21 protein-coding genes are annotated in these 24433 nt (G+C 72.5%); 6 read left to right on the plus strand and 15 right to left on the minus strand.

The features are described 5' to 3' along the window. Positions 1 to 7: 7 nt before the first annotated feature. On the minus strand, positions 8 to 1513 hold the full coding sequence (nsdA, locus tag CP980_RS09485) for a transcriptional repressor NsdA (protein ID WP_373312823.1): 1506 nt from the start codon (positions 1511 to 1513) through the stop codon (positions 8 to 10). 408 nt (positions 1514 to 1921) lie between these two features. Between nsdA and CP980_RS09490 the strand changes: the two genes are divergently transcribed. Beyond that, positions 1922 to 2590, plus strand: coding sequence for a bifunctional DNA primase/polymerase (locus CP980_RS09490; protein ID WP_150527975.1), 669 nt, complete (start codon positions 1922 to 1924; stop codon positions 2588 to 2590). A gap of 89 nt (positions 2591 to 2679) precedes the next feature. Here CP980_RS09490 and ftsY read toward each other — a convergent pair whose 3' ends face one another. Next, a complete protein-coding gene (gene ftsY, locus CP980_RS09495; RefSeq protein WP_150527976.1) occupies positions 2680 to 3900 on the minus strand; it encodes a signal recognition particle-docking protein FtsY in 1221 nt (406 codons plus the stop codon). Positions 3901 to 4043: 143 nt separating this feature from the next. Here ftsY and CP980_RS09500 point away from each other — a divergent pair, with 143 nt between their 5' ends. Both CP980_RS09500 and CP980_RS09505 read left to right on the plus strand, forming a co-directional pair. Continuing rightward, on the plus strand, positions 4044 to 5558 hold the full coding sequence (locus CP980_RS09500) for a cytosine permease (RefSeq protein WP_150527977.1): 1515 nt from the start codon (positions 4044 to 4046) through the stop codon (positions 5556 to 5558). A 63-nt stretch (positions 5559 to 5621) separates the two neighbouring features. Then, positions 5622 to 6608, plus strand: coding sequence for an LLM class flavin-dependent oxidoreductase (locus tag CP980_RS09505; RefSeq protein WP_123512352.1), 987 nt, complete (start codon positions 5622 to 5624; stop codon positions 6606 to 6608). Between the two features lie 49 nt (positions 6609 to 6657). On the opposite strand, the gene CP980_RS09510 is transcribed toward CP980_RS09505, so the two are convergent. The 4 genes from CP980_RS09510 to CP980_RS09525 form a co-directional block, all read right to left on the minus strand. Then, positions 6658 to 8088, minus strand: coding sequence for a sugar porter family MFS transporter (locus tag CP980_RS09510; protein ID WP_132757048.1), 1431 nt, complete (start codon positions 8086 to 8088; stop codon positions 6658 to 6660). 231 nt (positions 8089 to 8319) lie between these two features. Further along, entirely contained in the window at positions 8320 to 12366 is a 4047-nt protein-coding gene (locus CP980_RS09515; protein ID WP_150527978.1) for an AAA family ATPase, read from the minus strand. A 164-nt stretch (positions 12367 to 12530) separates the two neighbouring features. Then, complete coding sequence (locus CP980_RS09520; protein WP_030162422.1) at positions 12531 to 12746, minus strand: hypothetical protein; 216 nt, start codon at positions 12744 to 12746, stop codon at positions 12531 to 12533. Between the two features lie 350 nt (positions 12747 to 13096). Then, positions 13097 to 13378, minus strand: a complete 282-nt coding sequence (locus tag CP980_RS09525) for an acylphosphatase (protein WP_053691075.1) — start codon at positions 13376 to 13378, stop codon at positions 13097 to 13099. Positions 13379 to 13513: 135 nt separating this feature from the next. Between CP980_RS09525 and CP980_RS09530 the strand changes: the two genes are divergently transcribed. Together CP980_RS09530 and CP980_RS09535 are read left to right on the plus strand one after the other, a co-directional pair. Continuing rightward, complete coding sequence (locus tag CP980_RS09530; RefSeq protein WP_189998452.1) at positions 13514 to 14431, plus strand: CAP domain-containing protein; 918 nt, start codon at positions 13514 to 13516, stop codon at positions 14429 to 14431. A 93-nt stretch (positions 14432 to 14524) separates the two neighbouring features. Continuing rightward, positions 14525 to 14902 carry a winged helix-turn-helix transcriptional regulator gene (locus CP980_RS09535; RefSeq protein ID WP_132757044.1) on the plus strand — a complete coding sequence of 126 codons (378 nt, stop codon included), beginning with the start codon at positions 14525 to 14527 and terminating at the stop codon, positions 14900 to 14902. Here CP980_RS09535 and mutM read toward each other — a convergent pair. From mutM to CP980_RS09580, 9 genes are all read right to left on the minus strand, one after another. Next, positions 14875 to 15735, minus strand: coding sequence for a bifunctional DNA-formamidopyrimidine glycosylase/DNA-(apurinic or apyrimidinic site) lyase (gene mutM, locus CP980_RS09540; RefSeq protein WP_150527979.1), 861 nt, complete (start codon positions 15733 to 15735; stop codon positions 14875 to 14877). The two genes, CP980_RS09535 and mutM, sit on opposite strands and share 28 nt — an antisense overlap. A 143-nt stretch (positions 15736 to 15878) precedes the next feature. Further along, complete coding sequence (gene rnc, locus CP980_RS09545) at positions 15879 to 16757, minus strand: ribonuclease III (protein WP_132757040.1); 879 nt, start codon at positions 16755 to 16757, stop codon at positions 15879 to 15881. Positions 16758 to 16776: 19 nt separating this feature from the next. Further along, complete coding sequence (rpmF, locus tag CP980_RS09550; protein ID WP_003965982.1) at positions 16777 to 16950, minus strand: 50S ribosomal protein L32; 174 nt, start codon at positions 16948 to 16950, stop codon at positions 16777 to 16779. A 2-nt stretch (positions 16951 to 16952) separates the two neighbouring features. Continuing rightward, the gene (locus CP980_RS09555) at positions 16953 to 17663 is read right to left on the minus strand and encodes a YceD family protein (protein WP_099889285.1); all 711 of its coding nucleotides are present in this window, start codon (positions 17661 to 17663) and stop codon (positions 16953 to 16955) included. Positions 17664 to 17743: 80 nt separating this feature from the next. Further along, entirely contained in the window at positions 17744 to 18799 is a 1056-nt protein-coding gene (locus tag CP980_RS09560; protein ID WP_132757039.1) for a DivIVA domain-containing protein, read from the minus strand. A 104-nt stretch (positions 18800 to 18903) separates the two neighbouring features. Beyond that, positions 18904 to 19383 carry a pantetheine-phosphate adenylyltransferase gene (coaD, locus tag CP980_RS09565; RefSeq protein ID WP_189998454.1) on the minus strand — a complete coding sequence of 160 codons (480 nt, stop codon included), beginning with the start codon at positions 19381 to 19383 and terminating at the stop codon, positions 18904 to 18906. Positions 19384 to 19412: 29 nt separating this feature from the next. After that, positions 19413 to 19991 carry a 16S rRNA (guanine(966)-N(2))-methyltransferase RsmD gene (gene rsmD / locus CP980_RS09570; RefSeq protein ID WP_132757036.1) on the minus strand — a complete coding sequence of 193 codons (579 nt, stop codon included), beginning with the start codon at positions 19989 to 19991 and terminating at the stop codon, positions 19413 to 19415. Positions 19992 to 20088: 97 nt separating this feature from the next. Further along, positions 20089 to 22293, minus strand: a complete 2205-nt coding sequence (gene recG, locus CP980_RS09575) for an ATP-dependent DNA helicase RecG (RefSeq protein WP_189998456.1) — start codon at positions 22291 to 22293, stop codon at positions 20089 to 20091. A gap of 16 nt (positions 22294 to 22309) precedes the next feature. Then, complete coding sequence (locus CP980_RS09580; RefSeq protein ID WP_150527980.1) at positions 22310 to 23977, minus strand: DAK2 domain-containing protein; 1668 nt, start codon at positions 23975 to 23977, stop codon at positions 22310 to 22312. A gap of 250 nt (positions 23978 to 24227) precedes the next feature. Between CP980_RS09580 and rpmB the strand changes: the two genes are divergently transcribed. Further along, positions 24228 to 24413 carry a 50S ribosomal protein L28 gene (gene rpmB / locus CP980_RS09585; RefSeq protein WP_030298506.1) on the plus strand — a complete coding sequence of 62 codons (186 nt, stop codon included), beginning with the start codon at positions 24228 to 24230 and terminating at the stop codon, positions 24411 to 24413. Positions 24414 to 24433: the final 20 nt, after the last annotated feature.

Consider the following 24433-nt stretch of genomic DNA (forward strand, 5'->3'; position numbering starts at 1 on the left):
GGGGCCGTCAGACGGCCTCCGCGGCCTCGGGGAGCCGGGAGGCGAGCTCGTCGGTCAGCCGGACCACGTCGGCGACGTCGCCGTACTCACGGGCGGCAGTGTCGACGGTCTTGCGGATCCGCGTGTTGACCCGTTCCGAGCGCACCTTTTGCGCCACCTTCAGCGCGCGGTCGACGAGGACGACGGCCTGCTCGGGCTCGCGCCGGAGCAGGTGCACGGTGGCCATGCCGATCAGGTTGAGGCCGTAGGAGCGCTGGTGCTCCTCGTCCTTCTCGAAGAGGTCCACGGCCCGCTGCATCACGGGTTCGGCGAGCGAGGCGTACATGGGGCTGCGCCCCGCCACGTACGCCAGGTCGCGGTACGAGTGGGAGTTCTCGCCGTTGAGCTCGGCCTCGGAGAAGAACCGGATCCAGTCGGGCTCGGGCTCGCCGCCGAAGTCGACGTCGGAGAAGGTGTCCTCGGCCATCCGGACGGCGCGCTTGCAGCGGCTGGGCTGGCCCATGTTGGCGTAGGCGCGGGCCTCCATCGCATACAGCATGGCCTGGGTGCGCGGGCCGGCGCAGTCGCGGCTGCCGTACTGCGCGAGGTGGATGAGTTCCAGGGCGTCCTCGGGGCGGCCGAGGTGGATCATCTGGCGGCTCATGCTGGAGAGGATGTACGAGCCGAGCGGCTTGTCCCCGCCCTCCTTGGCGGCGTGCAGCGCGAGGACGAAGTACTTCTGCGCGGTGGGGTGCAGGCCGATGTCGTAGCTCATCCAGCCGGCCAGTTCGGCGAGCTCCGCCGCGACCTTGAACAGGCGGCGCATGACGGGGGCCGGATGGTTCTCCTGGAGCAGGTCGGTGACCTCGTGCAGCTGGCCCACGACGGCCTTGCGGCGCAGTCCGCCGCCGCACTGGGCGTCCCACTGGCGGAACATGACGGTGGTGGCTTCGAGGAGGCCGAGTTCCGGTTCGGAGAGCCGGGGCGGGCGGTGGCCGCTGAGGGCGCCGGGCGCGCCCGCCTCGCGGGGGCCCGGGTCGGCGGCGGTGACCGGGACGAGCCAGCGCTGCATGGGCTCGATGAGGGCGGGGCCGGCGGAGAGGGCGAGGGAGGTCCCCAGGAAGCCCCGGCGGGCCAGCATCAGGTCACTGCGGGAGAACTCACCGAGCAGTTCGACGGTCTGCGGCCCGGCCCAGGGCAGGTCGACGCCGGAGACGGAGGGCGTCTGGTGGGCGGTGCGCAGCCCGAGCTGCTCGATGGCGACGACGGAGCCGAAGCGCTCGGAGAACAGCTCGGACAGGATCCGCGGGACGGGCTCGCGGGGCTGCTCGCCGTCGAGCCAGCGGCGCACCCGGGAGGTGTCGGTGCTGATGTGGTGGGCGCCCATCTGCCGGGCGCGCCGGTTCACCTGGCGGGCGAGCTCGCCCTTCGACCAGCCGCTGCGGACGAACCAGGAGGTCAGTTGCTCGTTGCGGGCCGCGGAGCCCTGGACCTCCGGCTCCGCGCTCGTTCCGCTTGCGCCGTTGCCGCTCACTGGAACGCCCCCATCCACTCAGCCTCTTCACACGAAACCCTGGCTGGAACGGCGAGCGCCGCCACGGACCTTCACAGGTCCTCCACACGTTGCCTCCGGCATAACCACGGACGGCCCGCCTTCGGGGTTTGGTGCACTGAAAGTAATCCTACGATCACCCCCTCGGCGAGGTTGATTCCAGAATCGCCACCATTCGCCACCCCTTTGAATGAACTAGCCACCCGCCAGGCGCGATTCACTTGACACCGAGGCGAAAACGATCGGATGGACGGGAGTGCGGCGGGGGCGCGCGCGGCGAGGAGTGCGCCGGGCAGCCACTCCGGGCACCGGGTTCGCCCCGGGCCCCGCATCCCGTCCCGCCGTCGTCGTAACCACCTGCGCGTCCGACCCGTTGGAGGGAGCATGGGCATGGGCTTCACGATCGGCGGCAGCCGCAGCACCAAGGAGTTCCGTTCCGGCACGCGTCGCCGCGGCCGGACGTCGGAGTGCACGGCCGTCGCGGAGTACACCGGACTATGGGGCTGGGACGTGGTCCCCGGCGCCCGCGCCGCGGCCCCCGCCCGCGGCTGCTCCTGCGGTCATACGAATTGCACCGCACCGGGGGCGCATCCGCTGCCCCTCGCTCCGACCGTCCCGGCCGGCGCCACCCTCGACGAGGTCACCGAAGCCTGGAGCGGGTACCCCGGCGCGGCGGTCCTGCTCCCCGTCGGCCGCACCTTCGACGTCATCGAGGTCTCGCAGGAGGCCGGGCGCCGGGCGCTGGTCCGGCTGGAGCGGATGGGCCTGCCGCTCGGGCCGGTCACCGCGACCCCGGACGGCCGGGCCCAGTTCTTCGTCGCCCCGGGCGCGGCCGCCGAGCTGCCGCAGCTGCTGTACCGGATGGGCTGGGACGACGCCGACCTCGACCTGCGCGCCCTGGGATCCGGGGCCTTCCTGACGGCCCCGCCCTCCGACCACGCGGGGCTGGGCCCGGTCGGCTGGCTGCGCCCGCCCGCCCTGGACTCCGCGGGCGGCCCGCCGCAGGCCCGGCTGCTGCTCGGCACCCTCGCGTACATCTGCCACCGGCTGCGGCGCTAGTACGCGCCCTTACGACGGCGCCCGTGCGTACGACGGCGCCCCCGGGTTCCGGCCGGAACGCGGGGGCGCCGTCGTGCGTACGGACTCGCTCAGTCGCCGATCAGGGCGTCCACGAACGCCTCCGGCTCGAACGGGGCCAGGTCGTCGGCGCCCTCGCCGAGGCCGATGAGCTTGACCGGGACGCCGAGCTCGCGCTGGACGGCGACGACGATGCCGCCCTTGGCGGTGCCGTCGAGCTTGGTGAGCACGATGCCGGTGATGTCCACGACCTCGGCGAAGACGCGGGCCTGGGTCAGGCCGTTCTGACCGGTGGTGGCGTCGAGGACGAGCAGGACCTCGTCCAGCGGGCCGTGCTTCTCCACGACGCGCTTGACCTTGCCGAGCTCGTCCATGAGGCCGGTCTTGGTGTGGAGGCGGCCGGCAGTGTCGATGAGCACCACGTCGGCACCCTCGGCGATGCCCTCCTTGACCGCGTCGTAGGCGATCGAGGCCGGGTCCCCGCCCTCGGGGCCGCGGACCGTACGGGCGCCCACGCGGTCGCCCCAGGTCTGGAGCTGGTCGGCGGCGGCGGCGCGGAAGGTGTCGGCCGCGCCGAGCACCACGGAGCGGCCGTCGGCGACGAGCACGCGGGCCAGCTTGCCGGTGGTGGTGGTCTTGCCAGTGCCGTTGACGCCGACGACCATCACGACGCCCGGGGTGTCGGTGCCGCTCTCCGTCTTCACGGCGCGGTCGAAGTCGGTGCCGACCAGGGTCAGCAGCTCCTCCTTGAGCAGGGTGCGCAGGTCCGCGGGGGTGCGGGTGCCGAGCACCTTGACCCGCTCGCGGAGCCGGTCCACGAGTTCCTGCGTCGGTACGACACCGACGTCGGCGATCAGGAGGGTCTCCTCGATCTCCTCCCAGGTGTCCTCGTCGAGGTGCTCCCGCGAGAGCAGCGTGAGCAGCCCCTTGCCGAGCGAGTTCTGCGACCGGGCGAGGCGGGCGCGCAGTCGGACGAGGCGGCCGGCGGTGGGCTCGGGCACCTCGATCTCGGGGGCGGCCGGTGCCTCGGGCTCGGCGACGACGGCGGGTGCCTCGGGAGCCGCAGCCTCCGCTTCGGGGAGGACGACCTCCTCGATCGTGCGGCGGGGCTCTTCCGCCGTCTCTACGGCGTCCTCCCCCACCTGCGGTTCGGCGGGCGGGGCAGTGATGGTCGGCGTGCTCGGCGGTGCCGGGGGCGGCAGCTGCTTCTTCTTGCGGCTGCTGACCACGAGCCCGCTGATCGCGCCGACCGCGACCAGGGCGATGACTACAGCAAGGATGAGGATGTCCATAACCCGTCCAGTATCGGCCACGGCGGCCCCGGACCCCGGACTCCTGCGGTTCCGGCCGGGCCGTAAGGCTCCATTTGTGGACTTCGCAGCACATCTACGATGATGGGCGACTTACCCGTACACCCTGCCCACCGGAGTACCGCATGCCTGCCGAGCCCGCCGACGGCGCGATACGGACGCCGAACGCGACGTCCGCCCCGACGCCCGCCGAGCCGTCCGCCGAGACGTCCGTCGAGACCCGCGGCCTGGAGCCCGTCCCCGAGGGCGAGCGCACCGGGCGGGTCCGCGAGCTCGTACCCACCTGGGTCGCCGCCAACATCAGCGTGCTGCTGCTGACCATGGGCGCCGGTCTGGTGATCTTCAACAAGCTCAACATCTGGCAGGTGCTCGTCGTCGCGATCGCCGCGCCCGTCGTCTCGTACGGGCTCGTCGGGCTGATCTCGATCGCCGGGAAGCGCGGCGGCGCCCCGGGCATGGCGCTCTCCCGCGCCGTGTTCGGCCAGCGCGGCAACCTCTTCCCGGGCGCGCTGATCTGGGTCGCCCGCTGGGGCTGGGAGACCATCAACGCGGTCAGCGGCGCCTTCGCCATGCTCACCGTGCTGGACCTGCTGTTCGGGGTGCGCAAGAACACCGCCCTGATCGTGGTGACGCTGGTGCTCTTCGTCGGCTGCACCTTCCTGGTGTCCGGCCTCGGCATCAGCGCGCTGCGCGTGTGCTCGACCTGGTCGACGTACCTCTTCGGCGCCTTCAGCGTGCTCGTGCTCGGCTATCTGGTCGTGGAGAGCGACTGGTCCGCCGTCTTCGACAAGCCCGCCGGCTCGACGGCGATGATGATCGCGGGCATCGGCACCATCGCCGCGGGCGGCATCAGCTGGGTCCCGTCGGGCCCCGACTTCACCCGCTACCTGCCGCGCACGGCCTCCGCCAAGGGCATGGTCGGCGCGACGATCGGCGGCGCGGCCGTCGTGGTGATCCCGATGGTGCTGATGGGCGCCGTCATGGCGGTGGGCACCCCGGACCTGGCCACGGCCCAGGACCCGGTCTCCTTCATCGGCAACCTGCTGCCCGCCTGGATCGCGGTGCCGTACCTGCTGATCGCGCTCGTCGGCATGCTGCTGATCAACTCGATGTCCATGTACTCGGCCGGATTCACGGCGCAGACCCTCGGCATCAAGGTCCCGCGCGCGGCGGCGGTCAGCGTCAACGCCGTCATCAGCCTCGTCTTCGGCTTCCTGCTGATGGTGGTCGCGACCAGCTTCTTCGGCTCCTTCATCTCCTTCCTGACGCTGCTGGCCGTGGCCTTCTCCGCGTGGATCGGCGTCTTCGGCGTCGACATGCTGCGCCGGACCTCGTACGACGGCGCGGCGCTGCTGGACACCACCCGCACCAGCGCCTACTGGTACCGGGGCGGGTACGCCTGGCAGGCCATGACCGCCTGGGGCCTCGCCCTGGTCGTGGGGCTGCTCTTCACGAAGGTCGACTGGTTCGGCGGGCCGCTCGCCGGCACCTGGATCGGGCGCAACGGCCTGGGCTGGGCCGCCGGCATCGTCACCTCGGGCCTGCTCTACGCCGTACTGCCGCGCACCGCGGCTCCCGCGGCCCCCGCCGCCGGGGCCGAGGAGCCCGGGCTCGTCGCCGCCGGATCCCTGTCCAACTGACGCCACGTCAGCTAACGTCCCCCTTCGCCCGCGCACCCACATCCGGCGAAGGGGGACTCCTCCATGCCCATCACCGTGGCCCGGTTCAATCTCGTCGATCCGAACGGCACCCCCGAGAGCCTCTCCGCCCGCTACAAGGCCGCGCTGGAGATGGCGAAGTACGCGGACGACCGCGGCATCGACACCGTCCAGACCGAGGAGCACCACGGCACCGCCAACAACTGGCTGCCCTCGCCGTTCGCCTTCGCGGGCGCGGTCTTCGGCGCCACCCGCCGGATCGCGGTCACCGTCTCGGCGATCATCGGCCCGCTGTACGACCCGCTGAAGGTGGCGGAGGACATCGCCGTCCTCGACCTGCTGAGCGGTGGCCGCCTCGTCACGGTCGCGGGCATCGGCTACCGGCCCGAGGAGTACGAGCAGCACGGCGTCGAGTGGGGCCGGCGCGGCCGGCTCCAGGACGAGCTGCTGGAGACCCTGCTGCGGGCGTGGACCGGTGAGCCGTTCGAGTACCGCGGCCGGACGGTACGGGTCACCCCGCGGCCGTTCACGCAGCCGCACCCGCTGCTCCTGGTCGGCGGCAGCTCCAAGGCGGCGGCCCGGCGCGCGGCCCGGCTGGGCCTGCCGTTCTTCCCCAGTGCCCACCTGCCGGAGCTGGAGGCCTACTACCAGGCGCAGCTCGCGGAGCACGGGACGGAGGGCTTCTGCATGATGCCCGCGGCCGAGACCCCGCTGCTGCACATCGCGGAGGATCCGGACCGGGTGTGGGCCGAGTACGGCGACCGCTTCCTGCACGAGGCGGGCATGTACGCCTCCTGGCAGTCGAAGGACATCCTCAGCGCCGTACGGTCGGGGGCGCGCTCGGTGGCGGAGCTGCGCGCGGAGGGCGTGTACCGGGTGCTGACCCCGGACGAGGCGGTCGCGTACGCCCGGGGCGCGGGCGAGGCGGGGAACCTGGTGCTGCACCCGCTGTGCGGGGGGATGCCGCTGGACGAGGGCTGGCGCAGCCTGCACCTGCTGTGCGAACAGGTGCTGCCCCGGCTCAAGGACTGAGCGGGGGCAGCACCTGTCGTGAGAGGAGAGGGGGTGTTGGCGGGGGTGGTTACCCCATCTCCTCCAACGCCTTGCCCTTGGTCTCCGGCACCCATTTGAGGATGAACGGGATCGAGAGCACGGCGAAGAACGTGTAGATCATGTAGGCGCCCGAGAGGTTCCAGTCGGACAGCGACGGGAACGTGACGGTGATGACCCAGTTGGCGATCCACTGGGCCGCGGCAGCCACACCGAGGGCGGCGGCGCGGATGCGGCCCGGGAACATCTCACCCAGCAGCACCCAGACCACCACGCCCCAGGAGAGGGCGAAGAAGAGGACGAAGAAGTTGGCCGCGACGAGGGCGGTGATGCCCTGCGCGTGCGGCAGGGAGATGTTGTCGCCGGTTCCGGTCTTGAACGAGAACGCCCAGGCCGCCGTGCCCAGCGACAGCGCCATGCCCACGGAGCCGATGAGGGCGAGCGGCTTGCGGCCGAGCCGGTCCACGAAGATCATCGCGATCACCGTGCCGACGATGTTCACGACCGAGGTCTCGAAGGAGTACAGGAACGAGGAGCTCGCGTCGATGCCGACCGACTGCCACAGCGAGGAGCTGTAGTAGAAGATCACGTTGATGCCGACGAGCTGCTGGAAGACCGAGAGGCCGATGCCGATCCAGACGATCGGCAGGAAGCCGAAGCGGCCGCCGAGCAGGTCCTTGAAGGTGGACTTCACCTCGGAACGCATCGAGTGGTCGATCTCGCGGATGCGGGCGTCGGCGTCGATGCCGGAGCCCTCGACCTCCCGCAGGACCTCCTTGGCCTTGTCCGTGCGGCCGACCGAGACGAGGAAGCGCGGGGACTCCGGGATGGCGAAGGACAGCAGGCCGTAGAGCACGGCCGGGACGACCATCACGCCGAGCATCCACTGCCAGGCTTCCAGGCCGCCGATCTCGCCGCGCTGCTCGCCGTCGGCGAGGTTGAGGATGCCCCAGTTGACCAGCTGCGAGACGGCGATGCCGATGACGATGGCCGCCTGCTGGAAGGAGGCGAGGCGGCCGCGGTAGGCGGGCGGGGAGACCTCGGCGATGTAGGCGGGGCCGATGACCGAGGCCATGCCGATGCCGAAGCCGCCGATGACGCGCCAGGTGGCGAGGTCCCAGAGGGCGAACGGGAGGGCCGAGCCGATGGCGCTCGCGGTGAACAGGAGGGAGGCGATCTGCATGCAGCGGATACGGCCGATCCGGTCGGCGATGCGGCCGGCGGTGGCGGCGCCGAGGGCGCAGCCGATCAGGGCGGCGGCGATCACCTGGGCGAGTGCGGCCGATCCGACGTCGAAGCGGTCGCGGATGGCCTCCACGGCGCCGTTGATGACGGAGCTGTCGTAGCCGAAGAGGAAGCCGCCCATGGCAGCGGCCGCGGTGATGAAGATGACGTGGCCGAGGTGGTCGGGGTGGGACGCGCTTCCACCGCCTGACGCGGGTGCGTTCGCTGTGCTGGTCAAGGTGCGCTCCTGGGCCCGGCGGCGACGGCGGGCTGTGTGGGGTCTCGTTGTTGCTTGCTCGTGTTCCTCTAGTGGCGCACAGCAAACTGCTTGCCACCACCTGAACGTCAACACGGCACAGCAGAGCCTATGGCTTCACTTTCTGAAGTCAATAGGCGAGATGAACCCGATTCTTCACAGAGCTGACCCCGAAGCGATCGACAGTTGTGTTCATTAAGTGAAGTGAAGGGCTCAGCGAAGCCGTTGGCTGATGACCTTGGAGACGCCGTCGCCCTGCATGGAGACGCCGTAGAGCGCGTCGGCGACCTCCATCGTCCGCTTCTGATGTGTGATCACGATCAGCTGCGAGCTCTCCTGGAGCTCCTCCATGATCCGGATCAGCCGCTGCAGGTTGGTGTCGTCGAGCGCCGCCTCGACCTCGTCCATCACGTAGAAGGGGCTGGGACGGGCCTTGAAGATGGAGACCAGCAGGGCGACGGCCGTCAGCGAGCGCTCCCCTCCGGAGAGGAGGGAGAGCCGCTTGACCTTCTTGCCGGGCGGCCGGGCCTCCACGTCCACCCCGGTCGTCAGCATGTTGTCGGGGTCGGTGAGGATCAGCCGGCCCTCGCCACCGGGGAACAGCCGCGAGAAGACCCCCTCGAACTCCCGGGCCGTGTCCCGGTACGCCTCGGTGAACACCTGCTCGACGCGCTCGTCGACCTCCTTCACGACCTGAAGGAGATCGGCCCGGGTCTTGCGCAGGTCCTCCAACTGCTCGCTCAGGAAGCGGTGGCGCTCCTCCAGCGCCGCGAACTCCTCCAGGGCGAGCGGGTTGACCTTGCCGAGCTGCTGGTACGCCCGCTCGGCCGACTTGAGCCGCTTCTCCTGCTGCGCGCGTACGAAGGGACCCGGCTCGGCGGCCTCGTCCGGAGCCTCCCCCTCGGCGGGCGGGCTCGGGGGCACCGGCTGGTCCGGCCCGTACTCGGCGACGAGGGCGGTCGCCTCCATCCCGAACTCCTCCAGGGCGCGCGACTCCACCTGCTCGATGCGCAGCCGCTTCTCGGCGCCGAGCACCTCGCCGCGGTGGACGGAGTCGGTCAGCTTGTCGAGCTCGCCCTTGAGGTCGCGGCCGCGGGTCCGGGCCTCGCCGAGTTCCCGTTCGCGCAGGCCCTTGGCGTACTCGGCGGCGGCGCGCTCCTGCTCGGCCCGGCCGAGCGAGACCTCCAGGTGCGCGAGGAGCTGGCGGGCCCCGTCGGCGACGGCGCGGGCGACCTCGGCCTCGTGGCGCAGCCGGGCGCGGCGGCGCTCGGCGCGGGCCCGGGCCTCGCGCTCGGCGCGGGCGCCGCGGTCGAGGGAGTCGGCCCGGCCGGCCAGTCCCTTGACCCGCTCCTCGTGGGTCCTGAGCTGCAGCCGGGCCTCCATCTCGGTCTGGCGGGCGTTGGCCCCGTCGGCGGCGAGCCGGTCCCGTACGGCGGTGTCGGGCTCCTCCTCCACCGGCATCTCCTCGGCGATGGCCAGCCGTTCGGCGCACTCCTCGACCTCGGCCAGCGCCTGCTCCAGCGCCTCCTGGGACTTGGCCGCGGCGGCGGCGCTGCGCTCGGCCTCGCCCGCCGCGCCCTTCGCCTGCCCGGCGAGGCGCCCGAGCTGCTGCGCGACCCCGGCCCGGGCCTGCTCCCCGGCCCGTCGCCGCTCGCCGATCTCCTCGACCCGTGCGACGAGCTCGCCCCGCAACGCCTGGGCGCGATCCCGCGCCGCGGCGCCGTCCGCGCACTCGCCGTCGAGGCGCACCAGTTCGGCGTCGGCCTCGTCGACGGCGGCCTGCACCTCGATCAGACTGGGCGCCCCGGCGGACCCCCCGTGCGCGAGGTGCGCGCCGAGCACGTCCCCGTCCCGGGTCACGGCGACGAGCTCGGGCCGCGCCGTGACGATCCGTTCGGCCTCGTCGAGGCTGCCGACGACGACGTACTCCCGCAGCACCCACTCCGCCGCCCGTACGACCCCGGCGTCCCCCTGCACGAGCCGGCCGGCGGGCACGGCGCCCGGGGCGGAGTCACACGAGGCGGTGGAGGGGGAAGGCGAAGGCGCGGGGTGGGCGAGGACGCCCCGTGGCGCGGCACCCTCGGCCGCACGCTCCCCCGCGGCGGAGGCCGCGGCCGCGGGGCTCGCCGGCGTCGCGGCCTCGACTGTGCGGCCCGCCGGTGTCGCGGCCTCGGCCGAGCGCCCCGCCGGGGACAGGGCGTCCGCGCCGGTGGCGGCCTGCCCGGGGAAGGGCGTCCCGGGCGCCGAACCCGCCGGGGGCCCGGCATCCGTGGCGCCCGCGGCCGCGTCCCGTCCCGGGAGGGGGGCCGTGGCCGTACCGTGCGCCGGATCGGCGGCGTCATCCGCGCCGCCGCCCGCGGCGACGGCCTGCCCGGGGAGGGCGAGGGCGGACGGCGGGCCCGCCGGGGGCCGGGCCTCGCCCCGGTCCGGGTCCGGGATCCCGCCCCGCTCCGCCGCGGTCACGGCATCCGGAGCGGCGGCCGCCTGCCCCGGGAGCGGCAGGCCGGCGGCCGGCTCCGCGGCGGCGGGCCGGGGCCGGAGGGCGGCCGGGGGTGCGATCAGGAAGGCGGCCCGGCCGGCGTCCGTCTCCCTCAGGTGCCGGATCGCGCCGGCCGCGGCCCCCGGCGAGGACACCGCCAGCGCATCCGCGGCCGCGCCCAGCGCCGCCGCGACGGCGACCTCGTACCCCGGGGTCACCGTCAGCCGCTCCGCCGCCGGCCCCAGCAGCCCCGCCAGCCGCTCCCGCGCGGCGAGCAGCGCCCCCGTGCCGTCCTTCCTGCGCAGCCCGAGCGCCAGTGCGTCGCGCCGCGCCGACACCGCGGCCCGGTTCTTCTCCGCGGCCGCCACCGCGTCCCGCGCCTGCGCCAGCGCGGCCTCCGCCTCCGCGAGCTGCGCCCGCGCCGTCGCGTACTCCTCGTCCACCGCGGGGTCTTCGAGCCCGCCGACCTCCTCGGCCAGCGCCTCGTACTCCGCCTGCGCAGCGACGGCCCGGGACTCGGCCGCGTCCCGCGCCGCCACCAGCCGGTCGATCTCCGCCTGCGCCGCCCCGGCCCGGGACCGGGCCGCGCCGAGGCGCCCCGTCAGCCGCGCCAGCCCCTCCCGCCGGTCGGCGATGGCCCGCGCCGCGTCCCGCAGCCGGCGCTCCTCCGCCGCCAGCGAGCGCTCCAGCTCCGCCCGGTGCTCGACGGTGTCCTCCAGCGCCCGCGAAGCCGCCTCCAGCGCGGCCGTCAGCTCCGCCTCCTGCTCGCGGATCCGCGCCGCCTCCCGCTCCATGTCCTCCGGATCGCGGCCCCGCCGCTCCTCCTCCGGCGCCGCCGAGGCCGACTTGACCCGCGCTTCGGCCAGGGAGGCCGTTCCCCGTACCCGCTCGGCCAGCTGGGAGAGCTCGTACCAGGTCTGCTGCGCCCGCTGGAGCCGCGGCGTCAGCTGCCGCACCGTTTCCTCAAGCTCCGCCTCGCGCCGCAGGGCCTGGCCGAGCTGCGCCTCGGCGGCCTCCTTGCGCTCCTTCAGCGCCGCCTCGTCCGCGATCTCCGCGTCGAGCGCGCCCCGCAGCGTCACCAGGTCGTCGGCGAGCAGCCGCAGCCGCGCGTCGCGCAGGTCCGCCTGGATGACGGCGGCCCGCCGGGCCACCGCCGCCTGGCGCCCCAGCGGCTTCAGCTGGCGCCGCAGTTCCTCGTTGAGGTCCTGCACGCGCGCGAGATTGGCCTGCATCGCGTCCAGCTTCCGCAGCGCCTTCTCTTTGCGCTTGCGGTGCTTGAGTACACCGGCCGCCTCCTCGATGAAGGCGCGCCGGCCCATCGGATCGGCGTGCAGGACGGAGTCGAGCTGGCCCTGGCCGACGATGACGTGCATCTCGCGGCCGATGCCGGAGTCGGAGAGCAGCTCCTGGATGTCGAGCAGCCGGCAGGTGTCCCCGTTGATCTGGTACTCGCTGCTGCCGCCGCGGAACATGATCCGCGTGATGGTGACCTCGGCGTACTCGATCGGCAGGGCGCCGTCGGAGTTGTCGATGGTCAGTGACACCTCGGCCCGACCGAGCGGCGGCCGCCCGGTGGTGCCGGCGAAGATGACGTCCTCCATCTTGCCGCCGCGCAGGGACTTGGCCCCCTGCTCCCCCATGACCCAGGACAGCGCGTCCACCACGTTGGACTTGCCCGAGCCGTTGGGCCCCACGACGCACGTGATACCGGGCTCGAAGCGCAGGGTCGTTGCGGAGGCGAAGGACTTGAAGCCACGCAGGGTCAGGGACTTGAGGTGCACGCCGCCGGACTCTACCTTTCGCGTTCGGTTTCACCCATGAAGGTGCAGGGCACAACCGACGTTAAAGGAGGCGTCCCCCCACCTGGCCCAACAAGAAAGAAGGGACGCCGAAGCGTCCCTTGCAGATCATGCGGGGCTGGAGTCGAGCGACGAGTAGAGCGGGATCAGGTGAGCGCAGGCTCCGCCTGGGGTACGTCGATGTCGATGCGGTCCAGCAGCGAGTCTCCGTGCTGAGCGGCGGCCGCGTTCAGCGCGTCGTTTTCGGACTGAATCCGTACGAGCTCGGACTCAAGGTCCTGGACGCGCTGCTGAAGCCGTCGCATCTCGGCGAGGAGTCGCGGGTCGGAACCGCCGACGTAACCGAGAAGCGCCTTTGCCATGATGGATGGTCCTCCACACTGAGTGACCGACCGAAGCGGTGTGGGTCGTGAGGGAATCGCACCCGCGGATGTCCGGCAGCGACTGTCAGTCACTGCGCTTACTAGTACCAGCACTGCCAAACAGCTCAGGTGCGCGGGGCTTCCAGCGTCTCACCAAAAAGTTTGACGGTCAACACGATCACGCCCCGTATCGGCGGGCGGCCCGGTTCTCCCAAGGGACCTGGAGATCATCCGCTCTTTCGAGCCTTCCACGGAACGCCGCGTCCGGCAACGGGTCGACGGCGGAACGTGCAGATCCGGCCGGGTGCGGACCGTCCGGAGGTGTGATCAGTACATGATCATCCGATCGGTCAACGGATCGCGAACCCGTCGTAGCCACCGCGCGGTGTGCCCCAGATCTCTGTCACTCCGTCCACCCTCCCGGGCGTGTCGGCGGAGCGCAGCCAGTCGAGCAGCCGGTGGCAATTCTCACGTTGACCTTCGGCCACCACCTGCACTCGCCCGTCGTCGAGGTTGAGGGCGAACCCGACGACCCCGCCGATCTCCAGCGCATTGGCCCTGGTGAACCAGCGGAAGCCCACTCCCTGTACACGACCGCGCACCCACGCGGTCATGCGGACATCTTCGTTCATGCGTGAACGCTAACGGGGCGCGGAGTTCCGCCCCACATCGCCCCGGCGCCCCATCGCGTACAGTCGCGCACCAGTGAACTCACCCATTTGGGTGAGTAAGGGATGATCTTGAGCCGCAAGGAAGGCACGTCTCCGATGGGACGCCACCGACTTCACGCCGCGCCGGTCCGCGACGGCAACCGCCGCACCCTCGTGCGCACCGCCCTGCTCGGCGGCGCCGTGGCCGTGGTCCTCGGTACGGCCGCGGTGACCACCGGCATGGTGCCGGTCGGCACTTCCTTCCCCTATGTCGGTGTCAACGCCGCCGACACGGCAGAGAAGACGCGGGCCGGGGCCGCCGCCTCGCCGGGCCCGGCCCCGGCGACCGAGCAGCAGGGCGGCCTCGCCAACCTCTCCGGCCGCGCCTCCGCCGGCCCCGACGCGGGCACCCCGACGCCCTCGGCCTCCCCCTCCGCGTCGGCCTCCCCTTCCCCGTCGGCCCCGCCGAGCCCCTCCGCCCCGGCCGCGCCCCCCGCTTCCCCCACGCCCTCCGCCTCCGCGCCCGCCTCCCCCAAGGTGCAGGCCAAGCCCCAGGCGAAGCCGGAGAAGAGCCCGCTGCCGGCGCCGGTCCCGGTCCCGCCCAAGACGGCCGCCCCCAAGCCGCCCGCCCCGCCGGCCGCGACCCCCGGCGCCGGCCCGGCCGCCGACGAGGCCGCCGTCCTCACCCTGGTCAACCAGGAGCGCGCCCAGGCCGGCTGCGGTCCGGTCCGCGCGAACCCGCCGCTCGCGGCGCTGGCCGCCGCCTTCAGCAAGGACATGGCCACCCGCGGGTTCTTCGACCACACCGACCCCGACGGGAACTCCCCGTGGGACCGCGCCACCAAGGCGGGCCTGGCCGGTCTCGGCGGCGAGAACATCGCCCGCGGCCAGGGGGACGCCCAGGCGGTCATGAACGCCTGGATGAACAGCCCCGGCCACAAGGCGAACATCCTCAACTGCGAGTTCCGCACCCTCGGCGTCGGCGTGTACGTCGCCGACGGCGGCCCCTGGTGGACCCAGGACTTCGGCTTCTGACCGCAGCCCAGCCCGCACCCGCGGCCACGACCCCGCTTACCGACCGAAAGCGCCCTCTTATGGACAGCGCTGTACGGAGTTAAGCTGGTCGGCATGGAAACAGAGCTGCCCTTCGACGCCTTCGCGCGCGCCTGCCCCTCCCGGCAGACCCTGGAGCACGTCACGGGCCGCTGGGGCAGTCTCACCGTGGGCGCCCTGCGCGACGGCTCGTGCCGCTTCAACGAGCTGCGCCGCAAGGTCGACGGCGTGAGCGAGAAGATGCTCTCCCAGACCCTCCAGGCGCTGGAGCGCGACGGCATCGTCCACCGCGAGGCGCAGCCGACGAACCCCCCGCGCGTCGACTACGAGCTGACCCCGCTCGGCGTCGAGGTCGCCGACCGGCTGCTCGCGCTCATCCACTTCCTCGAAGGCAGCATGCCCGAGGTCATCGGCGCCCGGGAGTCCTACGACGCCACGCGCGGCGGCCGCTGACAGCGCGGGCAGAAGTAGCTGGACCGGTTCATCCACGGCCGCCGCCGCATGGGGGTGCCGCACCGCCGGCAGGGCTCGTCCTCGCGCCCGTAGGCGTCGAGCGAACGGTCGAAGTAACCGGACTCGCCGTTCACGTTGACGTACAGGCTGTCGAAACTGGTGCCGCCGACGTCGAGGGCCGCGTTCATCACGTCCCGCACGTGGCCGAGGAGCTCCGCGCTCCGGGGGCGCGTCAGCGTGCCGGTCGGGCGCTCGTAGTGCAGCCGCGCCCGCCACAGCGCCTCGTCGGCGTAGATGTTGCCGACCCCGCTGATCAGGGACTGGTCCAGCAGGGCCCGCTTGACGGTGGTCCGCTTGGCGCGCAGCGCCGCGTGGTAGGCGGCCTCGTCGAAGAGCGGGTCCAGCGGGTCCCGGGCGATGTGCGCGATGACGTCGGGCAGCCCGTCCGGCGTGTTCTCGTGGAGCGAGAGGCCGCCGAAGGTGCGCTGGTCGACGAAGCGGAGCTCGGTCCCGGCGGCGTCGTCGAAACGCATGCGGATGCGCAGGTGCTTCTCGTCGGCGGCGTCCTCGGGCTGGACGAGGAGCTGTCCGCTCATCCCGAGGTGCCCGAGCACCGAGAGGTCCCGCCCCTCCAGGGGCAGCCAGAGGTACTTGCCGCGCCGCTGCGGAACGCCGATCGTCCGGCCCGTCAGCCGGGCGGCGAAATCGGCCCCGCCGGCCGGGTGACGGCGTACCGCGCGCGGGTGGAGCACCTCCACGGCCTCGACGGTCCGTCCGGCCACCCAGCGCTCCAAGCCCCGCCGTACGACTTCGACTTCGGGCAGCTCGGGCACGGGGGTCCTCCGGGGGCGATGCGGTCGTGGTGCGCTGTTGTCGCTCCCGGCGAGCGTACCGGCCCCGCCCGCCGCCCCCGGAAACGGGTCCGCCCGCCCCTGCACGGCGGCAGGGGCGGGCGGGATGTCCCGAAGGAAGGGGCTCAGCCGTTCGGCGTCGGGCCGGCGGGCGTCGGCGACCCGCCGTCCTCGGCCGCTGCCGGCACCTCGGCATCGGCCTCGGCGGCGGCCGGAGCCGCCACCGTCACCTGGGCGGCGGCGGACGCCGCGGCTTCCGCCGCGATCCGCTCGTCCGCCTTGGCCCGGATCCCGCGCCATGCGGACTCCGCGGCCTGCTGTTCCGCTTCCTTCTTGCTGCGGCCGGTGCCGGTGCCGTACGAGACACCACCGACGCGGGCGGCAGCGGTGAAGGTCTTCTCGTGGTCCGGACCGGTCTCGGTGACCAGGTACTCGGGCACGCCGAGCCCTTCGGCCGCCGTGAGCTCCTGGAGACTGGTCTTCCAGTCCAGGCCGGCCCCGAGGTTCGAGGACTTCTCGATGAGCGGGTCGAAGAGCCGGTGGACCAGCTCCGAGGCCGCGTCGAGGCCCTGGTCGAGGTAGACCGCGCCGATCACCGCTTCAAGGGTGTCGGCGAGGATGGAGGCCTTGTCCCGGCCACCCGTGCCCTCTTCACCCCGGCCGAGCCGGATGAAGGAGCCGAGGTCGAGGCCGCGCCCGACCTCCGCCAGTGCGCGCGAGTTGACCACCGCGGCCCGCAGTTTGGCCAGCTGGCCTTCGGGGAGGTCGGGGTGGGTCGTGTACAGCGTGTCCGTGACCACCAGGCCGAGCACGGAGTCCCCGAGGAACTCCAGGCGCTCGTTGGTGGGCAGACCGCCGTTCTCGTACGCGTACGAGCGGTGGGTCAGCGCACGCACCAGAAGGGCGGACTCGAGTCGATACCCGAGCCGCCCTTCCAGAAGCGTGTGGGACGAGGCCGCGTTGTTACTGTCTGCCTGCTTCTCAGCGTTGGACAGCTCAGACATTGCGCCTCTCACCAGCCGCTCAGACCTCGAGGACCTGGCGCTTGTTGTAGGTGCCGCAGCTCGGGCACGCGATGTGCTGGAGCTTCGGCTCCTGGCAACGCTCACACGAAACCAGGGTGGGGACCGCAGCCTTCCACTGCGACCGGCGGTGGCGCGTGTTGCTGCGCGACATCTTCCGCTTCGGAACAGCCACGGCTACTTCTCCTGCTTCTCGGCGGCGCCCTGAACTCCGTCAGAGGCAGTGCCGCTCATGTTGTCCTTCTCGCCGTCCTGATCGGTCACGACGAGTCCTTGCAATGCCGCCCAACGGATGTCGACGGCGTCATGGTGGTGGTCCGGGTCGTCGTTCAGGCTGAGCCCGCAATCGGGGCACAGTCCGAGACAGTCCTCCCGGCACACCGGCTGCATGGGCAGTGCGAGCACCACCACATCACGCAGCACGGGTTCGAGGTCGAACAAGCCGTCCTCGAGGAAGAGCGTGTCCTCGTCGTCCTCGGCGTCGTCGGCCGGCTCCGCCTTTGCGCGGCTCCGGTCGTCGGCGTCAGGGTACGAGAACATCTCCTGGAAGTCCGCCTTGAGCTCGCGCTCGACGGACTCCAGACACCTTACGCACTCCCCCACGGCCGATGCACGGGCGGTGCCTGTGACAAGCACCCCTTCCATGACCGACTCCAGGCGGAGGCTGAGCTTCACCGGGGCGCCTTCCGGCACTCCGATGACCCCGGCGAGACCGAAGTCCGCCGGCGCCGCGATCTCACGGGACAGCCGCTGCATGGCACCAGGACGCCGACCCAGCTCGTGCGTGTCGAACACGAGGGGGTTGCGGTGGTCGAGGCGGGTATTCAGGGCCGTTCCTGCTTTCACAGATCGCTGAAGATCAAAAATTCCGCCACATGTGGGCAGCATGGATCGCGGTGCATACGCGCGACCGAAGAGCCAGGATACCCGGCGCTTCGCTCTGAGCCCAATCCTGGTGGACGGGCGCCTCAGCGACCCTGTTCGTACTGGCGCAGCTGGTCCAGATTGATCATGCTCGTGTCGAAGAAGCTGGTCTCGTCGAGCGCGGGCTGCTGCGGGTGCGCCTCGTGCTGGCCCGCCTGCGGCTGCTGCTGGTACGCCGCATAAGGGTCCGGCTGCTGCTCGTAGCCCAGCGCCGCGTACGGGTCCGGCTGCTGGAGCTGCTGCTGGTAGGCGTACGGGTCCTGGTAGCCGTACGTGTCCTGCTGCTGGGGCTGCTGGTAGCCGTACGCGTCGTACGCGGGCTCCTGGGCCTGCGCCGGGATCACGGGGGCCGCGGGGGTCATCGGCGCAGCCGGCTCCGCCAGGCCCGCCAGGAAGTCCGCGTCGCTCGCCGAGCGGGACTGCTGCGCCCCCGCCGCGTCCTGGGCGGCCATGTGCGCGCCGAGGTCGTCGGTGGGCACCCGGCCCAGCAGCTTCTGCCGGCCCCGGCCGACCGCCTCCAGGGTCTTGGAGAGCACCGCCTCGAAGGTCGCCAGCTTGGTGTCCACGTACGCGTCCGCCTGCTCGCGCTGCGTCTGCGGATCGTGGCTGCGCTCGGGCGCCTCGGCATCCGGGTAGCCCTGCTCGTCGAGGCCGGGACCGCGCCCCAGGAGCTTCTCGCGGCCGCGGTCGACGGAGCCGATGGTCTTGGTGAGGACGACCTCGAAGTTCGCGAGCTTGCTGTCGACGTAGTCGTCGGCCTCGGCCCGGATCTCCTCGGCCTCCCTGCGGGCGTCCGCCAGGATCCGGTCCGCCTCGGCCTGCGAACGGCGCGCGACCTCGGTGTCGGAGATCAGCGAACCGCGCTGGGCGTGCGCCGACTCGATGATCCGCTCCGCCTCGCGGCGGGCGTCCTCGACCATCTGCTCGCGGCCCCCGATGAGCTCCTGCGCCTGCGCGAGCGAGCCGGGCAGCGCCTGGCGCACCTCTTCGAGCTGCGCCAGCAGCTCGGCGCGGTTGATCACGCAGGAGGCCGACATGGGCATGGACCGGGCGCCGCCGACGGCCGCGACGATCTCGTCGAGCTTCTTCTGCACGTCCATGGGGGCTCGCACTCTCTCGGCCTCGGGCGGTTCCTGAGACGGACGGGACGACTGTAAGGCCACCGGGCGGGCACCCGACAGCGGACTGAAGGCCCGTCAGCCCGTCAGCGGTCGGCGAGCCGCGCGGTCAGTGCCGCGTGCACGTGCGGCGGCAGCAGGTGGGCGACGTCGCCGCCCCAGGTCGCGACTTCCTTGACCAGGGAGGACGACAGGAAGCTGTAGGTGGGGTTGGTCGGCACGAACAGCGTCTCGACGCCCGAGAGCCCCATGTTCATCTGGGCCATCTGGAGCTCGTAGTCGAAGTCGCTGACGGCGCGCAGGCCCTTGACGATGGCCGGGATGTCGCGCTGCTTGCAGAAGTCGACGAGCAGTCCGTGGAAGGACTCGACCTCGACGTTGCCGTAGTCGGCGGTCGCCTCGCGGATCAGCTCGATCCGCTCCTCGACGGTGAACAGTCCCTGCTTGGACTGGTTGATCATCACGGCGACGTGTACGACGTCGTAGAGCCGGGAGGCCCGGCCGATGATGTCGAGGTGTCCGTTGGTGATGGGGTCGAACGACCCGGGACAGACGGCTCGGCGCAACTTGGGTCCCTCGCTCTCCGATGCGGGCATCATGAGTCTTCGCAGGTGTCGGCGGCGCGACCGTACCAAAGGGTGCCTTCGCCGTACTTGCGGGAGCGCAGCGGCTCGAAGCCCTCGGGCCAGGGGAAGGCCCCGCTCCTCGTACTGCGCTCCACGGTGACGAGCGCGTCGCCGGTGAGCCAGCCATTGGCGCGGAGTGTGAGGAGGATCTCGCCAAGATCGTCGTGGCCGACGGCGTACGGCGGGTCCAGGAAGACGACGTCGTACGGCTCCGTACCGGCCGGGACCGCCACGATCTGCTCCGCCTTGCCCGCCCGGAACTCGGCGCCCGGCAGGCCCAGCGCCTTGATGTTGTCCCGGATCGCCTTGGCGGCCTTGGCCTCGGGCTCGACCAGCAGCGCGTGGGCCGCCCCGCGGGAGAGGGCTTCCAGGCCGACGGCGCCCGAGCCGGCGTACAGGTCGAGCACCCGGGCGCCCTCGACGCCGTGCAGCGACTCCCAGGTCGAGAACAGGCCTTCGCGCATCCGGTCCGAGGTCGGCCGGGTGCCGGTGCCCGGGGGCACGGTCAGCCGTCGCCCGCCGGCGCTGCCGGCGATCACGCGGGTCATCTGGGGTCCTTCGGTACGACGGTGATGGCTACTGCGGAGTTCAACGATAGGTCGTACCGCTCGGGGCGGCCCCGGGCGGTACCGGGCGGCGGCCTCCTCAGCCCTTCTCCAGGTACTGCTCCCGCTCGGTGTCCAGCAGGGCCTCCAGGGCGCTGCGCAGCCCCGGCAGCCCCTCCAGCTCGGGGTCCTCGGCGACCACGCGGGTGGCCTCCTCCCGGGCCTGGGCGATGACCTCCTCGTCCTCGATGACCGCGAGCATGCGCAGCGAGGAGCGCACGCCCGACTGGGCCTGGCCCAGCACGTCGCCCTCCCTGCGCTGCTCCAGGTCGATGCGGGAGAGCTCGAAACCGTCCAGGGTGGCGGCGACGGCGGCGAGCCGGGCCCGGGCGGGGCTCGCCTCGTGCATCTCGCTGACCAGCAGGCACAGGCCGGGTGCGGAGCCCCGGCCGACGCGGCCGCGCAGCTGGTGGAGCTGGGAGACGCCGAACCGGTCCGCGTCCATGATGACCATGACGGTGGAGTTCGGGACGTTCACCCCGACCTCGATGACGGTGGTGGCGACCAGCACCTTGACCTCGCCGGCGGCGAAGCGGCGCATGACGTCGTCCTTGTCGGCCGGGTCCATCCGGCCGTGCAGCACCTCGACCGGGAGCCCGGCGAGCGGCCCGCGCCGCAGCTGCTCGGCGATCTCCAGTACGGCCAGCGGCGGCCGCTTCTCGGCGTCGTCCTCGGCGGAGGCCTTCTTCTTGGGGTCGTCCTCCCCGTCGCCGATGCGCGGGCACACCACGTACGCCTGGTGCCCGTTCTCCACCTCCTCGCGCACCCGCTCCCAGGCCCGGGTCAGGAAGTGCGGCTTGTCCTTGGCCGGTACGACGTGGGTGGCGATCGGGGAGCGGCCGGCGGGGAGCTGGTCGAGGACGGAGGTCTCCAGGTCACCGAAGACGGTCATCGCGACGGTACGCGGGATCGGGGTCGCGGTCATCACCAGCAGGTGCGGGGGCTGCTTGCCCTTGGAGCGCAGCGCGTCGCGCTGCTCGACGCCGAAGCGGTGCTGCTCGTCGACGACGACCAGGCCGAGGTCGTGGAACTGCACCTTGTCCTCGATGAGGGCGTGCGTGCCGATGACGATGCCGGCTTCGCCGGTGACCAGGTCGAGCAGGGCCTGGCGGCGCGCGGGCATCCCCATGGAGCCGGTGAGCAGCACGACCTTGGTGCCCCGGTCGGAGCCGCCGAGCATCCCGCCTTCGGCGAGCTCGCCCATCATCTCGGTGACGGACCGGTGGTGCTGCTGGGCGAGCACCTCGGTGGGCGCGAGCATGGCGGCCTGCCCCCCGCAGTCCACGACGCCGAGCATGGCCCGCAGGGCCACCATCGTCTTCCCGCTGCCGACCTCGCCCTGGAGGAGCCGGTGCATGGGGTGGTTCGTGGCGAGGTCTTCGAAGATCTCGCGGGAGACGGTCTGCTGGCCGTCGGTGAGGGTGAAGGGGAGTTTGGCGTCGAAGGCGTCGAGCAGGCCGTCCGGCGCGGGGCGGCGGGGGACGGCGGGGAGCTGGGAGTCGGCGTGCCGGCGGCGGGCCAGGGCGACCTGGAGGACGAACGCCTCGTCCCACTTCAGACGTTGGCGGGCGTCCTCGATGTCGGCCTTGGTGCCCGGCCGGTGGATCTTCAGCAGGGCCTCGGTGAGCGGGACCAGTCCGCGGCCCTCGCGCAGGGCCTCCGGCAGCGGGTCCACGGCCTCGTGGGCGCTGGGCAGTACGGCGTCCACGCACTTGGCGATCTTCCAGGACTCCAGCTTGGCGCAGGCCGGGTAGATCGGGATCAGCTGGTTCGCGAAGGCGGTCGCGGCGTCGCGGTCGGAGGCGTCCGCGCCGAGCGGCTCGTACGCGGGGTGGGAGAGCTGGAGCTTGCGGTTGAACATGCCGACCTTGCCCGCGAACATGGCGCGGGTGCCCGGCAGCAGGTCCTTGTGCGGCTTGTGGACGCCCGCCCCGAAGAACACCAGCTGGAGGCGGCCGCTGCCGTCGGTGATGGTCACTTCCAGCCGTTTGCCGCGGCCCCCGTTGAAGGTCAGGATCCGGGCGTCGGCGACCTGGGCGACGACCGTCACGTGCTCGTCGATCTGGTCGGCGAGCTCGGCCAGCGAGGTCAGCTCGCCGCGCTCGGCGTAGCGCCGCGGGTAGTGGTGCAGCAGGTCCAGGGCCGTGTGCAGGCCGAGCTGCTCGGCCAGCACCTTGGCGGTGGCGGGGCCGAGCGTCTTCTTGAGGTCTTCGTCGAGCGCGGGCACGCCTTCATTGCACACCATGGCGCCGACAACCCGGCTATTCGACCCCGATGAGGAGCGGCGCCGAGTACCGCCCGCCGCGGTAGGTGACCGTGTCCACCGCCAGGTGCCCGTGCTGTACGTACGCCTCCAGGCGTTCGGCGAGGGCGTCGGGCACCTCGGGCCCCAGGACCAGGGTGACGAGTTCGCCGCCGGAGCCCAGCATCCGCTCCAGGACCGCCCGGGCGGTCTCGTCGAGGGCCGAGCCGATGACGGCGACGTCCCCGTCGATGAGCCCGAGCACGTCCCCGGCCTGGCAGATGCCGGCGGAGGTGAAGGACTGCCGTTCGGCGACGGCGAGTTCCCCGTAGCGGGTGGCGCCTGCGGCCGCGGTCATGGCGACCACGTCCTCGTCGAAGCTGCCCTCCGGGTCGTGCACGGCGAGGGCGGCCAGGCCTTGGACCGCGGACCGGGTCGGGATCACCGCCACCCGTACGCCGTCGGCGCGGGCCTGTTCGGCGGCGGCGGCCGCGACCGCGCGCTGGTCGGCCCCGCCGGGCAGCAGCACGACCTCGCGGGCGTGCGCGCGCCGGATCGCGTCGACGAGCGCGGCGGTGTCCGGGGCCTCGCCGGGGCGGGCGAGCACGGTGGTCGCGCCCGCCTCCCCGCACAGTCCGGCCAGCCCCTCGCCCGGGACCACGGCGACGACGGCCCGCTGGACGCGCTCCCCGCGCGCCCGGCGCCGCTCGTCGCCGAAGTGGGTGATGCGGATCCGGTACGGCCGGCCGGCGACCACGCCGGCCTCCACGGCGGCGCCGGGGTCGTCGACGTGGACGTGGACGTTCCACAGTCCGTCCCCGCCGACCACCACCAGCGAGTCCCCGAGCCCGTCGAGGCGCTCGCGCAGCCCGGCCACGTCCGGCTCGGCGGCCTCCAGCAGGTAGATGACCTCGTACGCGGGCCCGCCCCGCTCCTCGGCCTCGCAGGGCCGCGGCGGGTGCGGTACGGGCACGGCCCGGCCCCGTACGGCCTCGGCGGCGGGCTCCCGGCCGGACAGCGCCTGCCACAGGGCCCCGAGTACGGCGACGAGCCCGCAGCCCCCGGCGTCGACCACGCCCGCCCGGCCCAGCTCGGCCAGCTGCCCGGGGGTGTCGGCGAGGGCCGCCCGGGCCCCGTCGTAGGCGGCCAGGGCCACGTCGGCGGCGCTCCCGGCGGCCGCCCCGGCCGCTTCGCCGGCCCGGGCCGCGGCCGCGGCGACGGTGAGCATCGTGCCCTCGACCGGGTGCGCGACGGCCCGGTAGGCCTCCTGGGCGGCCCGGGTCAGCGCCTCGGCCAGGAGCCGGCCGGGCCCGCGCCCGCCGGGCTCGTCGCCGAGCACCTCGGCCACGCCGCGCAGCAGCTGCGCCAGGATCGTCCCGGAGTTCCCGCGGGCGCCTATGAGGGCGCCGTGCGCGTAGGCCCGTACGGCGTGCGACAACGAGGCGTCCCGTGTGGTCTCGCTCACGCCCGCGGGTGGTGCCGCGAGCGCCTCGGCCAGGGCGCGGTCCGCCGACTCCGCGGTCAGGTAGAGGTTGGTTCCGGTGTCCGCGTCCGCGACCGGGTAGACGTTGATGGCGTCGATGTCCTCGCGGGCCCGGCCCAGCGCGGCCACGGCCAGCGAGCTCCAGGTGCGCACCGCTTCGGCGTCGAGCTCGTCGGGGCGCTGCGGCTGCGGCTCGTGCTGCACCGGGCGTTCCTCCTTGTGCGGGCCAGGGTTCACCGCAGGGTAACCAAGGACTGCCGGGTGTCAGGGGCCCCGGGCGGGATCGGTGGCGGCCATGGTAGTTTTCTTGGACGGACGCAGTCGTTGTATGCTGCTCCGGTTGCCCGATGAGAGTCGGGCCAATTCCCCCGGCAAACCACTCAGACTTCCTCAGACTTCTGATCCGGTGCGCCGGATTTCACTGTAAGTGCATCTGAAGTCTTTGGAGTGACCTGTGGCTGCCAACTGCGACGTTTGCGCCAAGGGGCCGAGCTTCGGCAACAACATCTCCCACTCGCACCGCCGCACCTCGCGTCGCTGGAACCCGAACATCCAGCGCGTTCGTGCCATGGTCAGTGGGACGCCGAAGCGCCTCAACGTCTGCACCTCGTGCATCAAGGCCGGCAAGGTCTCGCGCTGACGCCAACCGTCGTAGCGCAG

It is taken from the genome of Streptomyces vinaceus (genome assembly GCF_008704935.1).
In the GTDB taxonomy this organism is placed as follows: domain Bacteria; phylum Actinomycetota; class Actinomycetes; order Streptomycetales; family Streptomycetaceae; genus Streptomyces; species Streptomyces vinaceus.

Excerpts from the sequence above, each read along its gene's own strand:
- CP980_RS09490 (WP_150527975.1), top strand. The coding sequence starts at position 1,922 with ATGGGCTTCACGATCGGCGGCAGCCGCAGCACCAAGGAGTTCCGTTCC.
- ftsY (WP_150527976.1), bottom strand. The coding sequence starts at position 3,900 with ATGGACATCCTCATCCTTGCTGTAGTCATCGCCCTGGTCGCGGTCGGC.
- CP980_RS09500 (WP_150527977.1), top strand. The coding sequence starts at position 4,044 with ATGCCTGCCGAGCCCGCCGACGGCGCGATACGGACGCCGAACGCGACG.
- CP980_RS09505 (WP_123512352.1), top strand. The coding sequence starts at position 5,622 with ATGCCCATCACCGTGGCCCGGTTCAATCTCGTCGATCCGAACGGCACC.
- CP980_RS09520 (WP_030162422.1), bottom strand. The coding sequence starts at position 12,746 with ATGGCAAAGGCGCTTCTCGGTTACGTCGGCGGTTCCGACCCGCGACTC.
- CP980_RS09525 (WP_053691075.1), bottom strand. The coding sequence starts at position 13,378 with ATGAACGAAGATGTCCGCATGACCGCGTGGGTGCGCGGTCGTGTACAG.
- CP980_RS09530 (WP_189998452.1), top strand. The coding sequence starts at position 13,514 with ATGGGACGCCACCGACTTCACGCCGCGCCGGTCCGCGACGGCAACCGC.
- CP980_RS09535 (WP_132757044.1), top strand. The coding sequence starts at position 14,525 with ATGGAAACAGAGCTGCCCTTCGACGCCTTCGCGCGCGCCTGCCCCTCC.
- rnc (WP_132757040.1), bottom strand. The coding sequence starts at position 16,757 with ATGTCTGAGCTGTCCAACGCTGAGAAGCAGGCAGACAGTAACAACGCG.
- CP980_RS09555 (WP_099889285.1), bottom strand. The coding sequence starts at position 17,663 with ATGCTGCCCACATGTGGCGGAATTTTTGATCTTCAGCGATCTGTGAAA.
- CP980_RS09560 (WP_132757039.1), bottom strand. The coding sequence starts at position 18,799 with ATGGACGTGCAGAAGAAGCTCGACGAGATCGTCGCGGCCGTCGGCGGC.
- rsmD (WP_132757036.1), bottom strand. The coding sequence starts at position 19,991 with ATGACCCGCGTGATCGCCGGCAGCGCCGGCGGGCGACGGCTGACCGTG.
- recG (WP_189998456.1), bottom strand. The coding sequence starts at position 22,293 with ATGGTGTGCAATGAAGGCGTGCCCGCGCTCGACGAAGACCTCAAGAAG.